Here is an 18,935-nt window from a genome sequence, read left to right on the forward strand (position 1 = left end):
GTGGCGGCTAACGCCTTACGCCGGCCTACAAAACACGCAGTATCTGTAGGCCCGTGCAAGCGAAGCGCCGCCGGGCAATCTCTGTCATCGGTCTCAAACCCGGCGCTTGCCGGGTTTTTCCTGCAAATTACATACGCTCTACGGTCTCAATACCCAGCGTATCCAGACCCTGCTTCAGCGTTTTCGCGGTCAGCTGCGCCAGCTTCAGGCGGCTGTTGCGCGTCTCTTCGCTTTCGGCACTTAGGATCGGGCAGTGCTCGTAGAAACCCGAGAACAGGCCCGCCAGATCGTAGAGGTAAGAGCACATCACATGCGGAGTACCTTCACGTGCGACAACGGTTAGCGTCTCTTCAAACTGCAGCAGGCGGGCAGCCAACTGCGCTTCACGGTCCTCGGTGATAATAACCGGAGCCGCCGCCAGCGCGCTTTCATCGATATCCGCTTTACGGAATACCGAGAGCACGCGGGTATAAGCATACTGCATGTAAGGCGCGGTGTTGCCCTCAAATGCCAGCATGTTGTCCCAGTCGAAGATATAGTCGGTGGTCCGGTTTTTCGACAGATCGGCGTATTTCACCGCGCCAATCCCGACGGCGTTCGCCAGTTTTTCCAGCTCTTCGGCAGGCATATCCGGGTTTTTCTCGGCCACCAGACGGCGGGCGCGTTCCAGCGCCTCGTCCAGAAGGTCGGCAAGCTTCACGGTGCCACCGGCACGGGTTTTAAACGGTTTGCCATCTTTGCCGAGCATCATGCCGAACATGTGGTGCTCCAGCGGCACAGAATCTGGCACGTAACCTGCTTTACGTACGATGGTCCACGCCTGCATCAGGTGCTGGTGCTGGCGTGAATCGATGTAATACAGCACGCGATCGGCATGCAGATTCTCGTAACGGTATTTTGCGCAGGCGATATCGGTGGTGGTGTAGAGGTAGCCGCCATCCTTCTTCTGGATGATGACGCCCATCGGTTCGCCTTCCTTGTTTTTGTACTCATCAAGGAACACCACGGTTGCGCCTTCGCTCTCCACAGCCAGACCTTTGGCTTTCAGGTCAGCAACGATACCCGGTAGCATCGGGTTATACAGGCTTTCACCCATCACGTCGTCACGGGTCAGCGTCACGTTCAGGCGGTTATAGGTTAGCTGGTTTTGCGACATAGTTATGTCAACGAGCTTGCGCCACATTTCGCGGAAATACTCATCGCCGCCCTGTAGCTTAACCACGTAGCTACGTGCGCGTTCGGCAAAGGCTTCATCTTCGTCGTAGTGTTTTTTCGCTTCGCGATAGAAACCTTCGAGGTCCGCCAGCGCCATTTCACCGGCGTTTTCCTGCTGTTGTTTTTCCAGATAAGCGATCAGCATACCGAACTGGGTGCCCCAGTCGCCAACGTGGTTAGCGCGGATCACTTTATGGCCGAGGAACTCCAGGGTTCGCACTGCGGCATCGCCAATAATGGTCGAGCGCAGGTGACCCACGTGCATCTCTTTCGCCACGTTCGGTGCGGAGTAGTCAACGACCACAGTTTGCGCCTGCGGCTGAGCTACGCCCAGACGCTCTGATTTCAGCGCATTGCTGACGTTTTCCGCTAGGAATAGCGGATCGAGGAAAATATTGATAAAGCCCGGACCGGCGATTTCGACCTTGTTGGCAATGCCGTTCAGGTCAAGATGAGACAGTACCTGCTCTGCAAGTTGTCGCGGCGCCATGCCCAGTTTTTTAGCAACGGCCATCACGCCATTGGCCTGATAGTCACCGAACTGGACTTTTGCTGACTGGCGAACCTGAGGTTCGCAATCGGCGGGCGCACCTGCCGCGATCAGGGCGTGGCTGACTTTTTCTGAGAGAAGAGCCTGAATATTCACCGAAATACCTTACGTTTAACACACCGTGACCCTGACGGGGCGGCGCTGGAATGTGGACAAATAAGAGCGGGAGTATACTGCATTTGCGCCCATGAGTCAGCACCGCGCATAGGCTGCTAAGCCACACGCTTAATGAATAACTTTTCACAGGTTATTACTGAATATTGCGGGTTGGTCAGGCTGGGGAAACGCGCTAGATTAGCTCTTTTTAGCGAGTACCGAGGCTTACAATGGCGAACTGGCAGCAAATTGATGAACTGGACGATATTTCCGCGGACTTGCCGCGTTTCACCGAGGCGCTAAATGCGCTTGCTAGCCGGCTTGGTCTCGATATTGCGCCGCATGATGCCGACCATATTTCCCTGCGCTGCCACCAGAATACGACGGCAGAGCGCTGGAGGCGCGGCTTTGAACAATGCGGTACGCTGCTGTCGGAGAATATCATCAACGATCGCCCGATCTGTTTATTTAAACTGGATGAGCCGATTTGCATGGCGCACTGGCGTTTTAGCATCGTTGAACTGCCGTGGCCGGGCGAAAAACGCTATCCGCATGAGGGCTGGGAGCATGTCGAAATCGTCCTGCCAGGTGAGGCTGAATCGCTGAATTCCCGTGCGCTGGCGCTGCTTTCTGATGAAGGGCTCAGCCAGCCGGGGATTTTTGTGAAAACCAGCTCACCGAAAGGGGAACACGAGCGACTGCCGAACCCGACGCTGGCGGTGACGGATGGTAAGGTCACTATCAAATTCCATCCGTGGTCGATTGAGCAAATTGTCGCCAGCGAACAATCTGAACGGTGACAGTGTGAAGTGACGCGGCGTCTGCAGCAAAAAATCGTGACATTCTGTCGTGCCTGCGATGTCAACGGAGAGAAGAATGACTTTACTGGAAGTGTGCTGTTACAGCATGGAGTGCGCGCAAGAAGCGCAGCGTAGCGGTGCCGATCGCATTGAGCTTTGCGCCGCGCCGCAGGAAGGCGGCCTGACGCCTTCGCTGGGCGTTCTTAAATCGGTTCGTGATACGGTGATGATCCCCGTTCATCCGATTATTCGTCCGCGCGGCGGTGACTTTTGCTACACCGCAGGTGAGTTTGCGGCGATGCTTGATGATGTCATCGCTGTACGAGAATTAGGGTTTCCCGGGCTAGTGATCGGTATTCTGGATGCCGACGGCCAGATTGATACGACGCGAATGGAAAAAATTATGGCAGCAGCGGGAACCCTTGCAGTCACTTTTCATCGTGCCTTTGATATGTGCGCCGACCCGCGCCAGGCCTGCTCTGAGCTGTCAGATCTCGGCATTAAACGTATCCTGACATCAGGCCAACAGGCGTCCGCCGAAAAAGGAATTTCATTAATCAGGGAACTTATTTCCCGAAGCGATACTCCAATCATTATGGCTGGTGCAGGAGTCCGCGCTGCCAACCTGTCGGTGTTTTTGCAGGCGGGGGTTAAAGAGGTACACAGCTCGGCAGGCCAGTGGTTACCGTCGCCGATGCGCTTTCGCAACCCCGGATTATCGATGTCTACGGATGCCGACGCTGATGAATACTTACGCTACGCCGTGAATGGCGAAGCGGTAGCGGAAATGAAGCGTATTATTACCGCGCAGAGAGATTAAATAGTTTTTAGCTGCACATCATGTCGCCCAATATGATGATTGCCCGTACCAGGCCCCTGCCCATTAAACAGGGGCCTTTTTTTATCCAAAATCCGCGTTAGCTTATCATCCTGCTTTTTTCTTTCGCCGCTAACGACTGCTGCGTTTCTGGTTTGGTCGCAATAATCACCGCGCGCAGCGGGGCTGGGTAGCCTTCAAGCGTTTTACTGCTGTCGTTCGGGTCGAGGAATTCGGCCAGCGATTCGGTAGTCATCCACTCGGTGCGGCGCTGCTCGTCAGTTGAGGTCACACATGCATCAACAATGCGCACGTCGATAAACCCGCACTTCTCCAGCCACATCTTTAGCGCGGCGGCAGACGGGATAAAGTAGACGTTACGCATCTGGGCATAGCGGTCACCCGGGACCAGAACGGTATTTTCGTCCCCTTCAACCACCAGCGTTTCAAGTACCAGCTCACCGCCGGGAACCAGCTGATCTTTTAGCTGCCACAGGTGATCGAGCGGGGAGCGGCGATGGTAGAGCACGCCCATTGAAAATACGGTATCAAAGGCGTTCAGCGCCGGAAGTTGCTCGATGCCCAGCGGCAGCAGATGCGCACGCTGGTCATTGCCCAGCAGTTTACGTACCGCTTCAAACTGGCAAAGGAACAACTGCGTTGGATCGATGCCGACCGCCAGATGGGCTCCGGCGCCAATCATGCGCCACATGTGGTAGCCACTGCCGCAGCCGACATCAAGAATAGTGCGCCCGGTGAGGTCAGAAAGATGCGGCAACACGCGTTCCCATTTCCAGTCGGAACGCCATTCAGTATCGATATTCACGCCGTAAAGCGAATAAGGCCCTTTACGCCACGGCATCAAATTCTTAAGCAGATTTTCAATGCGCAGTCGGTGGCCCTCGCCGAGCGGTTTTTCGCTCTCAGCGGTCACGCTATGCAGCAGATCCAGGCGGTACGGCGCAAATTCAGGCAGAAATTCAACGGCACGTTCCCACTCACGATATTTGCCGTGCAGCGCTTCGCGTTGCCAGGTCGCAACCTGCGCGGGCAGGGTCTCCAGCCAGTGCGATAGCGGGCTTTTGGCAATCAACTGATAAAAATTGCTGAAATCAATCATGCCACTTCCCCGGATTTTACGGCGATTAACGACCCGAAGTTAAAGCACTGGAACCACAGTTCAGCATGTTCGAAACCCGCTTTACGCAGGCGCGCTTTGTGGGTCTCTACGGAATCGGTGAGCATGACGTTTTCCAGCATGCTGCGCTTTTGGCTGATTTCCAGCTCGCTATAGCCGTTGGCGCGTTTAAAGTCGTGATGCATGTTAAACAGCAGCTCGCCGACATTGTCATCTTCGAAGCTGAATTTCTCCGACAGCACCAATGCGCCGCCCGGATTCAACCCCTGATAGACCTTATCCAGAATGGCCTGGCGTTCGCCTGGCTCTAGAAACTGAATCGTGAAATTCAGCACCACCATTGAGGCGTTCTCAATAGTGACGTGGCGGATGTCGCCTTCAATAACGTCGACTGGCGTCGGCGCTTTATAGGCGTCAATATGACGACGACAGCGCTCGACCATCGCCGGGGAGTTATCGATAGCAACAATTTTGCAGCCAGAATGTGCAATGTTGCGGCGTATAGACAGCGTCGCCGCGCCGAGCGAGCAGCCAAGATCGTAGACCTGGGTGTCTGGCTGAACGAAGCGCTCAGCCAGCATGCCGATCATCGAAATAATATTGGAATAGCCGGGAACAGAACGCTGGATCATATCCGGGAAGACTTCAGCAACCCGTTCATCAAAGGTCCAGTCGCCGAGACTGGCAATCGGCGCGGAAAAAAGCGTATCGCGGTGAGACATAACGTTAAACCCGAAAAATCGAAAACGGCGTATTGTGCGCTAACGGACGGAGAAAACCAACTCCCAGGGCATATACCAGAAGTTAGCCAGCACCATCAGCAACAATGAGCACCAGGTGGCGCTCATGCCGGAACGACGCCAGCGATACAGACGATGATGAAAACCGTAAGAGTGCATCAGGCGTCCGGCAATCAGTAAAATTCCACAAACGTGAATCATCCAGATCTGCGCACCGTTCATTTCCATAAACAGTAGCAAAATCAGTCCGATGGGAACATATTCGACTGCGTTTCCATGTACGCGGATAGCAACCTGCAGCTCGCTGAAACCGCCGTCGCCGTAGCCGACGCGATATTGTGTTCGCAGGCGGACAACGTCGTAAGAAAACTTAATAAGCAATAACGCACCTAAAACGGCATACAGCGCGCTGACCATACTAAAAACTCCCTTTCATTCCGTCCGGTGGCTCCATTCAGGATAGCAGGATATCAGAAAAGAGTGCTTTGCTGCGGAATTGACGGCGCATCACCTATTTCCGGTAGGGCAGAGCGCAGATCGTTCCACAGAGTATCGACCAGCTCCGTAGCCTGGGCAATGTCTGGGGTGTGGAGGAATAAATACGGCGTTGTTGTCTGCGTCCACTGCGGTAATTTTTGCAACCAGACGCCAAAGAGATCGCGATTTTGCGCCATATCGTCGCTGCCGATAAAACGCACCAGCGGGTGGTGGGCCGTCACCAGCGCATGGACAGGTACTTTAGGCTTCTTTTTTTGCGCATCGATCATCGCCGGGGTTCGGGCGACGGCGCTATGCACCGGGCGGCTATCGAGGATCACGCGATTGACGCTACGCTGATGTAGTCCGCGATTGAATTGCTGTTCCGCTTCGCCTTTAGCGAAAAATTCCGGGTGTCGTACCTCAACACCGTAGCTGAACTCACGCGGAAGACCGTCGAGGAAGTTCCACAGGGCAGGGAGATCCCGTGGGCCGAAGGTGGCGGGCAGCTGTAGCCAGTATTGACCGATGCGCGATGCCAGCGGGGCCAGCCGGGTGAAAAATTCATGACTTAAGTCGTCGCAGTTGCGCAGCGCCGCCTGGTGCGAAATGGTAGCCGGAAACTTAAAGCAAAAGCGAAAGTCATCGTGAGTTTGTTCATACCAGCGGCTGACAATCTCGGCTTTCGGTAAGGCGTACAGGGTGGTGTTGCCCTCCACGCAGTTAAAGTGGCGAGCATACTCTTCAAGGCTGGTGATACCCAGGCGCACCCACTTCGGATGCGCCCACTGGGGAAGCCCAATATAAATCATAAAGCCGAAAGGACTTCCTCGGTGCTGCGCACGCGGGCGATACGCGGGAAGATATTCGTCATGCTGCCCTGGTGCTGGTCGGCGGAGGCTGCGCTGCAGGCGTCTTCGGCAATAATCAGATTAAAGCCCAGTTCCCAGGCGTTACGCGCTGTAGATTCGACGCCGATATTGGTCGAAATACCGCACAGAATAATGGTATCGATACCGCGACGGCGGAGCTGTAATTCAAGGTCGGTGCCGTAAAACGCGCCCCACTGGCGTTTAGTGACTTCAATATCGCTATCCTGCTTACCCAGCGCGAGCGGATAGGTCCACCAGTTTTCTGGCAATGCGTGCGCGCCAGCCTGGGCGTCAACAGGCTGCTTCAGTGCTTCAGCGAAATCAGCCGACCAGCCAACGCGTACCATCACCACCGGGGAACCCTGCTGGCGGCACTTTTGCGCCAGACGTGCCGCCTGGGCAACCACTTCATCGGCGCGGTGCGGACCACCAGCAAAGGGTAAAATACCTTCTTGCAGGTCGATGATCACCAGCGCGGTATTTTTTGCATTGAGTTCTAACATGATATCCCCGTATCTTCTTTTGTTGTCTGGCCGCTACAATACCGTTGCCGATCCTGCTCAAGGGTAACAAATTTTGTTAATTTTTGTGAGCACAGGCAATAAGCGCACGGCAAAGCAACGTAGCACGCTGTGCCGGGCTTATCGTACGGCATAATTTCCAGTATAATAGCCGCCTTTTTTCATTCAGTTGTGACATCAGCTAAAGCTGCGACCTCGTCGCCTGCAAGGCAGGCAACAATCCGCCTGCGGCTAAGTTAAGGGATATCTCATGCGTACAGAATATTGCGGACAGCTCCGTCTGTCCCACGTAGGGCAGCAAGTGACTCTGTGTGGTTGGGTCAACCGTCGTCGTGATCTTGGTAGCCTTATCTTTATCGATATGCGTGACCGCGAAGGCATCGTGCAGGTGTTTTTCGATCCGGATCGTGCGGATGCATTAAAGCTGGCCTCCGAACTGCGTAATGAGTTCTGCATCCAGATAACCGGCACCGTGCGTGCGCGTGACGAAAGAAACGTCAACAACGATATGCCTACTGGCGCAATCGAAGTACTGGCGTCCGATCTGACCATTATCAACCGCTCCGAAGCGCTGCCGCTGGATTCCAACCACGTCAACACCGAAGAAGCGCGTCTGAAATACCGCTATCTGGACCTGCGTCGCCCGGAAATGGCTCAGCGCCTGAAAACCCGTGCCAAAATCACCAGCCTCGTACGCCGCTTTATGGACGACCACGGCTTCCTTGATATCGAAACGCCGATGCTGACCAAAGCCACGCCGGAAGGTGCGCGTGACTATCTGGTGCCTTCTCGCGTTCATAAAGGCAAATTCTACGCGCTGCCGCAGTCTCCACAGCTGTTCAAACAGCTGCTGATGATGTCAGGCTTCGACCGCTACTATCAGATTGTTAAATGCTTCCGTGATGAAGACCTGCGCGCTGACCGCCAGCCGGAATTCACCCAGATCGACGTCGAAACCTCTTTCATGACCGCCGAGCAGGTGCGTGAAGTGATGGAAGCGCTGGTGCGCAGTCTGTGGAACGACGTGAAAGGCGTGGCGCTGGGTGACTTCCCAATCATGACCTTCGCTGAAGCCGAACGCCGTTATGGTTCAGATAAACCAGACCTGCGTAACCCGATGGAGCTGGTGGACGTGGCCGATCTGGTCAAATCCGTTGAGTTCGCGGTCTTCGCGGGTCCAGCTAACGATGCCAAAGGCCGCGTTGCGGCGCTGCGCGTTCCGGGCGGTTCCGCGCTGACGCGTAAGCAGATTGATGAATACGGCAAATTTGTGCAGATCTACGGCGCTAAAGGCCTGGCTTACATTAAAGTGACCGAGCGGGCGAAAGGCCTCGAAGGCATCAATAGCCCGGTAGCTAAATTCCTCAACGCCGAAATCGTTGAAGCCATTCTTGAGCGCACCGGTGCGCAGGATGGCGATATGATTTTCTTCGGCGCAGATAACAAAAAAGTGGTTGCCGATGCGCTGGGCGCGCTGCGTCTGAAGCTGGGTAAAGACCTGAATCTGACTGACGAAGCCAAGTGGGCCCCGCTGTGGGTTATCGACTTCCCAATGTTTGAAGACGATGGTGAAGGCGGCCTGACCGCGATGCACCATCCGTTCACCTCGCCGAAAGATATGTCTGCCGCCGAGCTGAAAGCGGCGCCGGAAGACGCTGTTGCTAACGCCTACGATATGGTCATTAACGGCTATGAAGTTGGCGGTGGTTCCGTGCGTATCCACAGCGGCGAAATGCAGCAGACCGTGTTCGGTATTCTGGGCATTAACGAACAAGAGCAGCGCGAGAAGTTTGGCTTCCTGCTGGACGCGTTGAAATACGGTACTCCCCCGCACGCCGGTCTGGCATTTGGTCTTGACCGTTTGACCATGCTGCTGACGGGTACCGATAATATCCGTGACGTTATCGCTTTCCCGAAAACTACCGCAGCTGCCTGCCTGATGACCGAAGCGCCAAGTTTCGCGAATCCGGCGTCCTTGGGCGAACTGGGTATTCAGGTTGTGGCGAAAGAGACAAAAGAGTCTCTGGAGAATAAGTAAGATGTCATTCAAGCTGCCCGTTTCCGTTCTGGTGGTGATTTATGCCGAAGATACGAAGCGGGTGCTGATGTTGCAGCGTCGCGACGATCCTGCGTTCTGGCAGTCGGTCACCGGCAGCCTGGAAGAGGGTGAAACCGCGCCGCAGGCTGCCGCGCGTGAAGTAATGGAAGAGGTCGCCATTGACGTTGCTTGTGAGCAACTGGCTTTGGTTGACTGTCAGCGCACGGTAGAATTCGAGATATTTTCTCATTTACGTCATCGCTATGCGCCGGGCGTCGAGCGTAATACGGAATTTTGGTTCCGTCTTGCGCTCCCCCATGAACGCCAGATTGTCTTTACGGAACATCTGGATTACCGCTGGGTTGATGCGTCGGAAGCCGCCACGTTGACCAAGTCCTGGAGCAACCGGCAGGCGATTGAAGAATTTGTAATTAACGCCAACTAATTTTCCCCAGAATTTTAGTTATCAGGAAGGCGGCAAGTTGGGACTTCACCCTGAGCTTACTTGGGTAAGTGATGGGTGAGGGCCAATGTAGCCAACGCGCCTGAGGGCTAAAAGGCGACGGAAAAAGGCTTTTTTGGAGATATTATTTTATGGCAGGTCATAGTAAATGGGCCAACACCAAACACCGCAAAGCGGCACAGGATGCCAAGCGCGGTAAGATCTTTACTAAAATCATTCGCGAGCTGGTTACCGCAGCGCGTCTGGGCGGCGGCGATGCGGGTTCTAACCCACGTCTGCGTGCGGCAATCGATAAAGCGCTGGCTAACAACATGACGCGCGACACGCTGAACCGTGCTATCGCACGCGGCGTTGGCGGTGATGATGACGCGAACATGGAAACCATCATTTATGAAGGTTACGGCCCTGGCGGCACCGCGGTTATGGTGGAATGCCTGAGCGACAACCGCAACCGTACCGTTGCTGAAGTGCGTCATGCGTTCACCAAAACCGGTGGCAACCTCGGAACTGACGGTTCGGTCTCTTATCTGTTCAGCAAAAAAGGCGTTATCTCCTTTGAAGCTGGCGATGAAGACGCAGTGATGGAAGCGGCGCTGGAAGCGGGTGCTGAAGACGTTGTGACCTATGATGACGGTGCGATTGACGTTTACACTGCATGGGAAGAGATGGGTGCTGTACGTGATGCGCTGGAAGCTGCTGGCCTGAAAGCAGATGCTGCTGAAGTTTCTATGATCCCGTCAACCAAAGCGGACATGGATGCAGAAACTGCACCGAAACTGCTGCGTCTGATCGATATGCTTGAAGACTGCGACGACGTGCAGGAAGTTTATCATAATGGTGAGATCTCTGATGAGGTCGCCGCAACGCTCTAATGTTGCCGACCGTTAAACGACTAACCGGAGGCGCGTGATGGCTATTATTCTCGGTATTGACCCGGGGTCGCGCGTCACTGGTTACGGCGTCATCCGTCAGGTTGGACGCCAGCTGAGCTATCTGGGCAGTGGATGCATTCGCACCAAAGTGGATGATTTACCGTCTCGCCTGAAGCTGATTTATGCGGGCGTCACAGAAATTATTACTCAGTTCCAGCCGGATTATTTCGCCATCGAACAAGTTTTTATGGCGAAGAATGCCGATTCGGCGTTAAAGCTTGGGCAGGCTCGCGGAGTGGCAATTGTCGCTGCGACGAATCAGGATCTGCCGGTGTTTGAATATGCTGCCAGGCAGGTGAAGCAAACCGTCGTCGGTATTGGCAGCGCAGAGAAGAGCCAGGTGCAGCACATGGTGCGCACGTTGCTCAAGCTTCCGGCTAACCCGCAGGCCGATGCGGCAGATGCTTTGGCTATCGCCATTACCCACTGCCACGTCAGCCAGAACGTCGCCCAGATAGGCGAAAGCCGTCTGAATCTGGCGCGTGGACGGTTACGCTAATCTATACCGCCTCGGCGACTACTGGCTGAGGCGTTTCTACTCCATTCGCTGAAATTAACTCTAAATTTGGATGCAGCCAGAGGCTGGCCGGAGTGACCGTTTTTCGTTCCCACGGAATAGAGCCTAAAAACCAAAACTTCCAGAATCGCAATTTTGCTTCCGGGTTACTGTGCAGCAGTTGTTCAAACGTTTCGACATTGCCCACCGGAATACATAACGCATCTTTATAAATATCAAACACAAATTTTGAACAGAACTGACGCGATGAATCGTATTTAAACCCTGTGTGATAAAGCTTATGCAGACGTGAGGGAACTTGTTCCATGAGCGAGAGCTTTTGCTCAGTGGTTAAATCGCCGCGCAGACGGCGAACAGCGTAACTATGGTTGGCTGAGCGGTGAATAAACTGCGTTAGGGTGGTTACTCCCGAAAGTGGGACCCGACTTTCCGCCACCAGGTAATCATCACCATTATGACCAATGATGATACCCACATGATTACACCAGCACTGAGAGGCCGTTGATATCTGGCCAAATAATGCAGTGCCAATACAGGTGAAAACAATATCTCCGGTTTCATATTTAACGGAGGAATCAATAAGCATTTTGTCATTCCTTTGGCTTTATACAAAAAGACGATGTATCCGCTATCATATCCTGGCAATTCGTCATTGATGGAAAAGCATTAGTAAAGATTTGATAAATAATATGTCATGACTTGGGGTAATTCATCTGTGTAAAAGGAGGAGCAGCAGGCCGTATTTTTTTGTGATGTATAAAATAAAATGCGTTGAAAATAATAAATACCTTCTTAAACTCTGCGTCTTTTATAGAATGAAAAATATTCGGAATGTAAGAGAATCACAAACGACGGAAGGATTATTTTGTGTGTGGTTAAAAATGCGCCACAAGGTTAGCCGTGTTCAGGTCAAACAGTTTGCGGACAGCAGATGTTAGGGGATAACGCATTTTTCATCTGGATATCTATCCAGCCTTTTTTTATGATACTGCATTAGACTTTCAGCCCTTAATCCAGGAGCTCCATGTGATAGGCAGACTCAGAGGCATCATTCTCGAAAAACAACCCCCGCTGGTTTTACTCGAAACGGGAGGCGTAGGCTATGAGGTTCACATGCCGATGACCTGCTTTTATGAGCTGCCGGATGTGGGCAACGAGGCGATAATTTTTACCCATTTTATCGTCCGTGAAGATGCTCAACTGCTGTTTGGTTTCAATAACAAACAGGAGCGCACGCTGTTTAAAGAGCTGATTAAGACCAACGGCGTTGGTCCGAAACTAGCGCTGGCAATCCTCTCTGGCATGTCGGCACAGCAGTTTGTTAATGCCGTTGAACGCGAAGAGCTGGCAGCGCTGGTGAAACTGCCGGGAATCGGTAAGAAAACTGCAGAACGACTGATCGTCGAAATGAAGGACCGCTTTAAAGGGTTACATGGCGATCTGTTCACTCCGGCGGCCGATCTGGTACTGACATCGCCCGCAGGTCCGGCTGACGATGATGCAGAACAGGAAGCGGTTGCTGCGCTGGTGGCACTGGGCTATAAACCTCAAGAGGCCAGCCGAATGATAAGCAAAATCGTTCGTCCGGATGCTAATAGTGAAACGCTAATTCGCGAAGCGCTACGCGCTGCGCTGTGAGGTAAGGGATGATTGAAGCTGACAGGCTGGTATCGGCGGACAGCACCGGTTTTGAAGAAGCGGCTGACCGTGCAATCCGTCCTAAAATGCTGGCTGAATATGTGGGCCAGCCGCACGTTCGCTCGCAAATGGAGATTTTTATCCAGGCGGCGAAACTGCGCGGTGATGCGCTCGATCACCTGCTGATTTTTGGCCCTCCAGGGCTTGGGAAAACCACGCTGGCGAACATTGTTGCCAACGAGATGGGCGTAAATCTGCGCACCACTTCCGGCCCGGTACTGGAAAAGGCGGGCGATCTGGCGGCGATGCTGACCAACCTTGAACCGCACGATGTCTTGTTTATCGATGAGATCCACCGCCTTTCACCGGTCGTTGAAGAAGTGTTATATCCGGCAATGGAAGATTATCAGCTGGATATCATGATTGGCGAAGGACCTGCGGCTCGTTCAATAAAAATCGATCTGCCGCCGTTCACTCTGATTGGCGCTACCACCCGCGCCGGTTCATTGACTTCTCCGTTACGTGACCGTTTTGGTATTGTGCAACGTCTGGAGTTTTATCAGGTGCCTGACCTGCAATATATTGTCGGGCGCAGCGCTCGTTTTATGGGGCTGGAAATGAGCGAGGAGGGGGCGCTGGAAGTCGCGCGGCGCGCGCGCGGTACGCCGCGTATTGCCAACCGCCTGCTCAGGCGCGTACGCGATTATGCCGAAGTGAAGCATGACGGCACCATTTCGGTAGAGATTGCCGCGCAGGCGCTGGATATGCTTAACGTAGATGCCGAGGGCTTCGATTATATGGACCGTAAGCTGCTGCTGGCGGTAATCGACAAATTCTTCGGCGGGCCGGTGGGGCTGGATAACCTGGCCGCGGCGATAGGGGAAGAGCGGGAAACCATTGAAGATGTGCTGGAGCCGTATCTGATCCAGCAGGGCTTTTTACAGCGTACACCGCGCGGGCGGATGGCGACGGTGCGGGCCTGGAATCACTTTGGAATCACGCCGCCGGAAATGCCGTAATCGTTGCCCGGGCGATGCCCGGACAACGAGTTTGCGTCAATGCTCGCAGGTCAGGTTGCGGATTTCTTGCTCATGCTGATAATAAACAACAGCGCGGCGCACAGCACCACCGAAGGCCCCGCCGGGGTATCGTAGAACGCTGAGAAGGTTAATCCACCCGTTACCGCAATTATCCCCACGCCAACCGCTACGCCTGCCATTTGCTCCGGCGTGCGGGCAAAGCGACGCGCCGTCGCTGCGGGGATAATCAACAGCGAAGTGATAATCAGCGCCCCAACAAACTTCATCGCGACGCCAATGGTTAGTGCGGTGACCAGCATTAAAAGCAACTTCACCCGCTGTAGCTTCACGCCATCAACAAAAGCCAGGTCCGGGCTGATAGTCATCGACAGCAGGTTGCGCCATTGCCAGAACAGAATCGCCAGCACGATAACGACGCCGATAGCGATTGAAATCAAATCTTCAGGCGTCACTGCCAGCAGATCGCCAAACAGGTAGGCCATCAGGTCAACGCGCACGTTCGACATCAGGCTGACGACCACCAGACCCAGCGACAGCGCGCTGTGCGCCATAATCCCCAACAGAGTATCTATTGCCAGGTGAGGGCGTTTCTCCAGCCATACCAGGCCGCCCGCCAGCAGTAACGTCACAACGATAACCGCATAGAAAGGGTTGACGTTCAGCAGTAAACCAAAAGCGACTCCGAGCAAAGAGGCGTGAGCAAGAGTATCGCCGAAGTAGGACATACGGCGCCACACGACGAACGAACCGAGCGGGCCTGCCGCACAGGCGAGCATAACGCCGGCCAGCCAACCGGGTAAGAGTAATTCAATCATCAGCGGTCATTTCCCCGACGCAGTACAATCCGCCCCTGCAGGTCGTGGCGGTGATTATGATTATGACGATAAATTCCCAGCTGTTCCGCGCCGCGCTGGCCGAACATTGAGATAAATTCCGGATGCATGGAGACCACTTCCGGCGCGCCGGAACAGCAGATATGTTGGTTCAGACACAATACTTCATCGGTTTTCGCCATTACCAGATGCAGGTCGTGGGAAACCATCAGCACGGCGCAGTTAAGCTCCTGACGCAGTTGGTTAATCAGATCATAGAGCGCCACCTGGCCGTTGACGTCCACGCCCTGGGTCGGCTCGTCGAGCACTAACAGTTGCGGTTGATTGAGTAAAGAGCGAGCCAACAAGACGCGCTGCGTTTCGCCGCCGGAGAGTTTTTGCATTGGAGCGTCGATCAGATGGCCTGCCTGAACGCGTTTTAGCGCGGGCAGAATGTCCCGTTTATGGGTACCCGGACGCAGGCGCATAAAGCGGCTGACGGTCAGCGGCATGGTGGCATCAAGGTGCAGCTTTTGCGGGACATAGCCGATACGCAGGTGACCATCCTGTTTGATAACACCGTCAGTTGGTGCTACCAGACCAAGAACAACTCGCACAAGGGTGGATTTGCCAGCACCATTAGGGCCCAGCAAGGTTAAAATTTTGCCTGGTTTTAAGGAGAGCGAAATGTCAGACAGCACGCGCCTTTGGCCGAAGACCACCGAGACGTTTTCCAGAGTTATTAGATTTGTCATGTCAAATTAAGGGTTGCACAAGCGAGTGAATGTTATAATATCACATCTTTCTCATTCATTACGATGATTAGACTCATTATGTTACATAAAAATACGCTTCTTTGCGCTGGACTTAGCGCCGCTTTTTTGTTCGCCCATTCACCGTTGGTAAACGCCGCAGTTGTCACATCGCTTAAACCGCTGGGCTTTATCGCTTCAGCCATCGCCGATGGCGTAACGGATACCCAGGTTTTGCTGCCCGATGGGGCCTCAGAGCATGATTATTCACTGCGTCCATCAGATGCAAAACGCTTACAGAACGCAGACTTAGTTGTCTGGATTGGTCCTGAGATGGAAGCGTTTATGGATAAGTCAACGCAAAGCATTGCGTCGAATAAAAAGGTGACGATTGCCCAGCTTGACGGCGTGAAACCGTTGCTCATGAAAGGGGCAGACGATGACGACGACCATGATGGTCACGATCATGCTGCCGATGAAAAAAGTGACGATGATCACCATCATGGCATCTATAACATGCATCTATGGCTTTCCCCAGAGATAGCGCGGCTATCGGCGGTTGCAATCCACGATAAATTATTGGAACTTATGCCGCAGAGTCGAGCCAAACTTGACGCCAACCTGAAGGATTTTGAGGCAAAATTAGCCGCAACCGACAAACAGGTGGGGACCGAGCTGGCACCGCTGAAAGGGAAGGGATATTTCGTTTTTCATGATGCCTATGGCTACTTTGAAAAACATTACGGTTTGACCTCATTGGGCCACTTTACCGTCAACCCTGAAATACAGCCTGGTGCGCAGCGTTTACACGAAATCAGAACACAGTTGGTTGAGCAAAAAGCAACTTGCGTTTTTGCTGAGCCACAGTTCAGGCCAGCGGTTATAGAAGCTGTCGCCAGGGGAACATCCGTGCGCATGGGAACCCTGGATCCACTTGGAATCGGAATTAAGCTGGGTAAAGAAAGTTATCCGCAATTCCTGAGCCAAATGGCGAATCAGTATTCAAGCTGCCTGAAAGGAGAATAACGAGGAAGTGAATACGTGCAACAGATAGCCCGCGCTGTCACTCAGGCATTTAACAATCTGCCACGACCTCACCGCGTTATGCTGGGGTCACTTAGCGTTCTTACCTTAGCGGTCGCCGTCTGGCGACCCTATATCTACCACCATCCAGAATCCGCGCCTATTGTCAGAACTATCGAGCTGGAGAAAAGCGAAATTCGCTCACTGCTGCCGGAAGCCTCAGAACCCATTGATCAGGCGGCGCAGGAAGAAGAAGCCATCCCACAAGATGAACTGGATGATAAAGCGGATAGCGATTCTGGCGGTCACGAGTACGTGGTATCCACAGGCGACACGCTCAGCAGCATTCTTAACCAGTACGGCATTGATATGGGCGATATCGCGCGGCTTTCCTCGGCAGATAAGGAACTGCGTAATCTGAAAATCGGCCAGCAACTCTCCTGGACTCTAACGGCGGATGGCGATTTGCAAAGCCTGACCTGGGAGATGTCGCGCCGTGAAACCCGAACCTACGACCGGGTGGCCAACGCTTTCAAAATGAGCAGCGAACTGCAAAAAGGCGATTGGGTCAACAATGTACTCAAAGGTACCGTTGGCGGCAGCTTCGTCTCCAGCGCCCGCGATGCTGGCCTCACCAGCACCGAAATCAGCGCGGTCATCAAAGCCATGCAGTGGCAGATGGATTTCCGTAAACTGAAAAAAGGCGATGAATTTTCGGTCCTGATGTCGCGTGAAATGCTTGATGGCAAACGTGAGCAGAGCCAACTGCTTGGCGTACGTTTGCGTTCCGACGGCAAAGATTACTTCGCGATTCGCGCCGAAGATGGCAAATTCTATGACCGCAACGGTACCGGGCTGGCAAAAGGCTTTATGCGCTTCCCGACCGCGCGTCAGTTCCGCGTTTCATCGAACTTTAACCCGCGTCGTCTTAACCCAGTTACCGGTCGTGTCGCCCCGCACCGCGGCGTCGATTTTGCGATGCCGCAGGGGACGCCGGTGCTGTCAGTGGGTGATGGTGAAGTGGTGGTGGCTAAACGCAGCGGCGCAGCAGGTTACTACGTTGCCGTTCGTCACGGTCGGACCTATACCACGCGCTATATGCACTTGCGTAAGCTGCTGGTGAAACCCGGTCAGAAGGTGAAACGCGGCGACCGCATTGCGCTGTCGGGCAATACCGGGCGTTCTACCGGCCCGCATCTGCACTATGAAGTGTGGATTAACCAGCAGGCGGTTAACCCGTTGACGGCGAAACTGCCGCGTACAGAAGGGCTTAGCGGTTCCGACCGTAAGGATTATCTGGCGCAGGCAAAAGAGGTTATCCCACAGCTTCGCTTTGACTAACAACCCGCCAGTTAAAGCCGGTGCCCATAGCGCGCCGGCTTTTTCTTTTGTACGTTACCCAACGTATCGCTAAACTAAGCCATTATCTTTATTGAGTGGAACTTCTGCGGATTGGGCATGGAAACGAAAAAAAATAATAGTGAGTTTATTCCAACGTTTGAAAAATCCTTTTTACTGCCGCGCTATTGGGGCGCCTGGCTGGGGGTTTTCGCATTCGCCGGTATTGCCCTGACGCCAGCCTCGTTTCGCGACCCTATTCTGGGCAAGCTGGGCCGCTTTGTCGGTCGCCTCGCAAAGAGTTCGCGCCGCCGGGCGCAGATCAATCTGCTGTACTGTTTCCCGGAAAAGAGTGAGCAGGAACGCGAAGAAATTATTGATCAGATGTATGCGTCTGCGCCGCAGGCGATGGTGATGATGGCTGAACTGGGTCTGCGTGACCCGCAGCGAATTCTTTCCCGCGTTGACTGGCAGGGCAAAGAGATCATCGACGAGATGCAGCGCAATAACGAGAAAGTGATCTTTCTGGTACCTCATGCCTGGGGGGTCGATATTCCAGCGATGCTGATGGCTTCCGGCGGGCAAAAAATGGCGGCGATGTTCCATAATCAGGGCAACCCGGTATTTGACTACGTCTGGAACACCGTACGCCGTCGTTTTGGCGGACGAATGCATGCGCGCAATGATGGCATAAAGCCGTTTATTCAGTCGGTGCGTCAGGGCTACTGGGGGTACTACTTGCCGGATCAGGACCACGGTGCTGAGCACAGCGAGTTTGTCGATTTCTTTGCTACTTATAAAGCGACGCTACCGGCGATTGGGCGTTTAATGAAAGTGTGCCGCGCCCGCGTTGTGCCGCTGTTCCCGGTTTATGATGGCAAAACGCATCGCCTGACGGTGCTGGTGCGCCCGCCAATGGACGACCTGCTGGAGGCGGACGATAACACTATCGCCCGGCGGATGAACGAAGAAGTCGAAATTTTCGTCAAGCCCAATACCGAGCAATACACCTGGATCCTTAAGCTGTTGAAAACCCGTAAGCCGGGCGAAATTGAGCCATATAAGCGCAAAGAGCTGTATCCGAAAAAGAAGTAATCCGCGTTTACGCGTGCGGACGAAAAAAAACCTGCCGGCGAACGCTGGCAGGTTTTTTTAT

Annotated in this window: 20 protein-coding genes; 11 read left to right on the plus strand and 9 right to left on the minus strand. The window is 53.8% G+C overall.

Annotated elements, in window-relative coordinates:
* Positions 1 to 127: 127 nt before the first annotated feature.
* Positions 128 to 1,861 carry an arginine--tRNA ligase gene (gene argS / locus AC07P6_RS11570; protein WP_478316352.1) on the minus strand — a complete coding sequence of 578 codons (1,734 nt, stop codon included), beginning with the start codon at positions 1,859 to 1,861 and terminating at the stop codon, positions 128 to 130.
* A gap of 230 nt (positions 1,862 to 2,091) precedes the next feature.
* Here argS and AC07P6_RS11575 point away from each other — a divergent pair, with 230 nt between their 5' ends.
* Both AC07P6_RS11575 and cutC read left to right on the plus strand, forming a co-directional pair.
* Entirely contained in the window at positions 2,092 to 2,661 is a 570-nt protein-coding gene (locus AC07P6_RS11575) for a VOC family protein (protein ID WP_475699930.1), read from the plus strand.
* Positions 2,662 to 2,737: 76 nt separating this feature from the next.
* Positions 2,738 to 3,481, plus strand: a complete 744-nt coding sequence (gene cutC, locus AC07P6_RS11580) for a copper homeostasis protein CutC (protein ID WP_478316354.1) — start codon at positions 2,738 to 2,740, stop codon at positions 3,479 to 3,481.
* Between the two features lie 97 nt (positions 3,482 to 3,578).
* Here the strand turns inward: cutC and cmoB are convergent, their stop codons facing one another.
* Genes cmoB through AC07P6_RS11605 form a run of 5 tightly spaced genes read right to left on the minus strand, consistent with a single transcriptional unit; the run spans position 3,579 to position 7,208 of the window.
* Complete coding sequence (gene cmoB / locus AC07P6_RS11585) at positions 3,579 to 4,598, minus strand: tRNA 5-methoxyuridine(34)/uridine 5-oxyacetic acid(34) synthase CmoB (RefSeq protein WP_478316356.1); 1,020 nt, start codon at positions 4,596 to 4,598, stop codon at positions 3,579 to 3,581.
* Complete coding sequence (gene cmoA, locus AC07P6_RS11590; RefSeq protein WP_182239626.1) at positions 4,595 to 5,338, minus strand: carboxy-S-adenosyl-L-methionine synthase CmoA; 744 nt, start codon at positions 5,336 to 5,338, stop codon at positions 4,595 to 4,597. The genes cmoB and cmoA overlap by 4 nt, the downstream gene beginning before the upstream one ends.
* A gap of 39 nt (positions 5,339 to 5,377) precedes the next feature.
* On the minus strand, positions 5,378 to 5,773 hold the full coding sequence (locus tag AC07P6_RS11595; RefSeq protein WP_110274320.1) for an MAPEG family protein: 396 nt from the start codon (positions 5,771 to 5,773) through the stop codon (positions 5,378 to 5,380).
* Positions 5,774 to 5,826: 53 nt separating this feature from the next.
* Entirely contained in the window at positions 5,827 to 6,645 is an 819-nt protein-coding gene (locus AC07P6_RS11600; RefSeq protein ID WP_478316358.1) for a DUF72 domain-containing protein, read from the minus strand.
* Positions 6,642 to 7,208 carry a hydrolase gene (locus AC07P6_RS11605; RefSeq protein ID WP_434662840.1) on the minus strand — a complete coding sequence of 189 codons (567 nt, stop codon included), beginning with the start codon at positions 7,206 to 7,208 and terminating at the stop codon, positions 6,642 to 6,644. Before AC07P6_RS11605 ends, AC07P6_RS11600 begins: the two co-directional genes overlap by 4 nt.
* A 268-nt stretch (positions 7,209 to 7,476) precedes the next feature.
* Here AC07P6_RS11605 and aspS point away from each other — a divergent pair, with 268 nt between their 5' ends.
* The 4 genes from aspS (at position 7,477) to ruvC (ending at position 11,158) form a co-directional block, all read left to right on the plus strand.
* Entirely contained in the window at positions 7,477 to 9,264 is a 1,788-nt protein-coding gene (gene aspS, locus AC07P6_RS11610) for an aspartate--tRNA ligase (RefSeq protein WP_478316360.1), read from the plus strand.
* Position 9,265: 1 nt separating this feature from the next.
* On the plus strand, positions 9,266 to 9,709 hold the full coding sequence (gene nudB / locus AC07P6_RS11615; protein ID WP_181485778.1) for a dihydroneopterin triphosphate diphosphatase: 444 nt from the start codon (positions 9,266 to 9,268) through the stop codon (positions 9,707 to 9,709).
* Positions 9,710 to 9,858: 149 nt separating this feature from the next.
* Positions 9,859 to 10,599 carry a YebC/PmpR family DNA-binding transcriptional regulator gene (locus tag AC07P6_RS11620; RefSeq protein WP_182239618.1) on the plus strand — a complete coding sequence of 247 codons (741 nt, stop codon included), beginning with the start codon at positions 9,859 to 9,861 and terminating at the stop codon, positions 10,597 to 10,599.
* A gap of 37 nt (positions 10,600 to 10,636) precedes the next feature.
* Positions 10,637 to 11,158: a crossover junction endodeoxyribonuclease RuvC gene (gene ruvC, locus AC07P6_RS11625; protein ID WP_110274314.1), complete on the plus strand. Its 522-nt coding sequence runs from the start codon at positions 10,637 to 10,639 to the stop codon at positions 11,156 to 11,158.
* Between the two features lies 1 nt (position 11,159).
* Here ruvC and AC07P6_RS11630 read toward each other — a convergent pair whose 3' ends face one another.
* Positions 11,160 to 11,762 (minus strand): YebB family permuted papain-like enzyme, encoded by a 603-nt coding sequence (locus AC07P6_RS11630; RefSeq protein WP_478316362.1) that lies wholly within the window; start codon positions 11,760 to 11,762, stop codon positions 11,160 to 11,162.
* Positions 11,763 to 12,202: 440 nt separating this feature from the next.
* Between AC07P6_RS11630 and ruvA the strand changes: the two genes are divergently transcribed.
* Both ruvA and ruvB read left to right on the plus strand, forming a co-directional pair.
* Positions 12,203 to 12,814, plus strand: a complete 612-nt coding sequence (gene ruvA, locus AC07P6_RS11635; RefSeq protein ID WP_304259972.1) for a Holliday junction branch migration protein RuvA — start codon at positions 12,203 to 12,205, stop codon at positions 12,812 to 12,814.
* 8 nt (positions 12,815 to 12,822) lie between these two features.
* Positions 12,823 to 13,833, plus strand: coding sequence for a Holliday junction branch migration DNA helicase RuvB (ruvB, locus tag AC07P6_RS11640; protein ID WP_110274311.1), 1,011 nt, complete (start codon positions 12,823 to 12,825; stop codon positions 13,831 to 13,833).
* 50 nt (positions 13,834 to 13,883) lie between these two features.
* On the opposite strand, the gene znuB is transcribed toward ruvB, so the two are convergent.
* A complete protein-coding gene (znuB, locus tag AC07P6_RS11645) occupies positions 13,884 to 14,669 on the minus strand; it encodes a zinc ABC transporter permease subunit ZnuB (RefSeq protein ID WP_182239610.1) in 786 nt (261 codons plus the stop codon).
* Positions 14,669 to 15,421: a zinc ABC transporter ATP-binding protein ZnuC gene (znuC, locus tag AC07P6_RS11650; RefSeq protein WP_181485783.1), complete on the minus strand. Its 753-nt coding sequence runs from the start codon at positions 15,419 to 15,421 to the stop codon at positions 14,669 to 14,671. The genes znuB and znuC overlap by 1 nt, the downstream gene beginning before the upstream one ends.
* 78 nt (positions 15,422 to 15,499) lie before the next feature.
* Here znuC and znuA point away from each other — a divergent pair, with 78 nt between their 5' ends.
* The 3 genes from znuA to lpxM all read left to right on the plus strand — a co-directional run bounded on the left by znuA (position 15,500) and on the right by lpxM (position 18,874).
* Positions 15,500 to 16,444, plus strand: coding sequence for a zinc ABC transporter substrate-binding protein ZnuA (gene znuA / locus AC07P6_RS11655; protein WP_478316364.1), 945 nt, complete (start codon positions 15,500 to 15,502; stop codon positions 16,442 to 16,444).
* A gap of 15 nt (positions 16,445 to 16,459) precedes the next feature.
* The gene (gene mepM / locus AC07P6_RS11660; protein ID WP_304259958.1) at positions 16,460 to 17,782 is read left to right on the plus strand and encodes a murein DD-endopeptidase MepM; all 1,323 of its coding nucleotides are present in this window, start codon (positions 16,460 to 16,462) and stop codon (positions 17,780 to 17,782) included.
* A 117-nt stretch (positions 17,783 to 17,899) separates the two neighbouring features.
* Positions 17,900 to 18,874 (plus strand): lauroyl-Kdo(2)-lipid IV(A) myristoyltransferase, encoded by a 975-nt coding sequence (gene lpxM, locus AC07P6_RS11665; protein ID WP_142514107.1) that lies wholly within the window; start codon positions 17,900 to 17,902, stop codon positions 18,872 to 18,874.
* The last annotated feature ends 61 nt before the right edge of the window (positions 18,875 to 18,935 follow it).

The sequence above is a fragment of the Klebsiella sp. GFKo11 genome, assembly GCF_056490265.1.

Bases quoted from the DNA above. Each gene is read 5' to 3' on its own strand.
- AC07P6_RS11575 (WP_475699930.1), top strand. From the start codon at position 2,092: ATGGCGAACTGGCAGCAAATTGATGAACTGGACGATATTTCCGCGGAC.
- cutC (WP_478316354.1), top strand. From the start codon at position 2,738: ATGACTTTACTGGAAGTGTGCTGTTACAGCATGGAGTGCGCGCAAGAA.
- cmoB (WP_478316356.1), bottom strand. From the start codon at position 4,598: ATGATTGATTTCAGCAATTTTTATCAGTTGATTGCCAAAAGCCCGCTA.
- cmoA (WP_182239626.1), bottom strand. From the start codon at position 5,338: ATGTCTCACCGCGATACGCTTTTTTCCGCGCCGATTGCCAGTCTCGGC.
- AC07P6_RS11595 (WP_110274320.1), bottom strand. From the start codon at position 5,773: ATGGTCAGCGCGCTGTATGCCGTTTTAGGTGCGTTATTGCTTATTAAG.
- AC07P6_RS11600 (WP_478316358.1), bottom strand. From the start codon at position 6,645: ATGATTTATATTGGGCTTCCCCAGTGGGCGCATCCGAAGTGGGTGCGC.
- AC07P6_RS11605 (WP_434662840.1), bottom strand. From the start codon at position 7,208: ATGTTAGAACTCAATGCAAAAAATACCGCGCTGGTGATCATCGACCTG.
- aspS (WP_478316360.1), top strand. From the start codon at position 7,477: ATGCGTACAGAATATTGCGGACAGCTCCGTCTGTCCCACGTAGGGCAG.
- nudB (WP_181485778.1), top strand. From the start codon at position 9,266: ATGTCATTCAAGCTGCCCGTTTCCGTTCTGGTGGTGATTTATGCCGAA.
- AC07P6_RS11620 (WP_182239618.1), top strand. From the start codon at position 9,859: ATGGCAGGTCATAGTAAATGGGCCAACACCAAACACCGCAAAGCGGCA.
- ruvC (WP_110274314.1), top strand. From the start codon at position 10,637: ATGGCTATTATTCTCGGTATTGACCCGGGGTCGCGCGTCACTGGTTAC.
- AC07P6_RS11630 (WP_478316362.1), bottom strand. From the start codon at position 11,762: ATGCTTATTGATTCCTCCGTTAAATATGAAACCGGAGATATTGTTTTC.
- ruvB (WP_110274311.1), top strand. From the start codon at position 12,823: ATGATTGAAGCTGACAGGCTGGTATCGGCGGACAGCACCGGTTTTGAA.
- znuB (WP_182239610.1), bottom strand. From the start codon at position 14,669: ATGATTGAATTACTCTTACCCGGTTGGCTGGCCGGCGTTATGCTCGCC.
- znuC (WP_181485783.1), bottom strand. From the start codon at position 15,421: ATGACAAATCTAATAACTCTGGAAAACGTCTCGGTGGTCTTCGGCCAA.
- znuA (WP_478316364.1), top strand. From the start codon at position 15,500: ATGTTACATAAAAATACGCTTCTTTGCGCTGGACTTAGCGCCGCTTTT.
- lpxM (WP_142514107.1), top strand. From the start codon at position 17,900: ATGGAAACGAAAAAAAATAATAGTGAGTTTATTCCAACGTTTGAAAAA.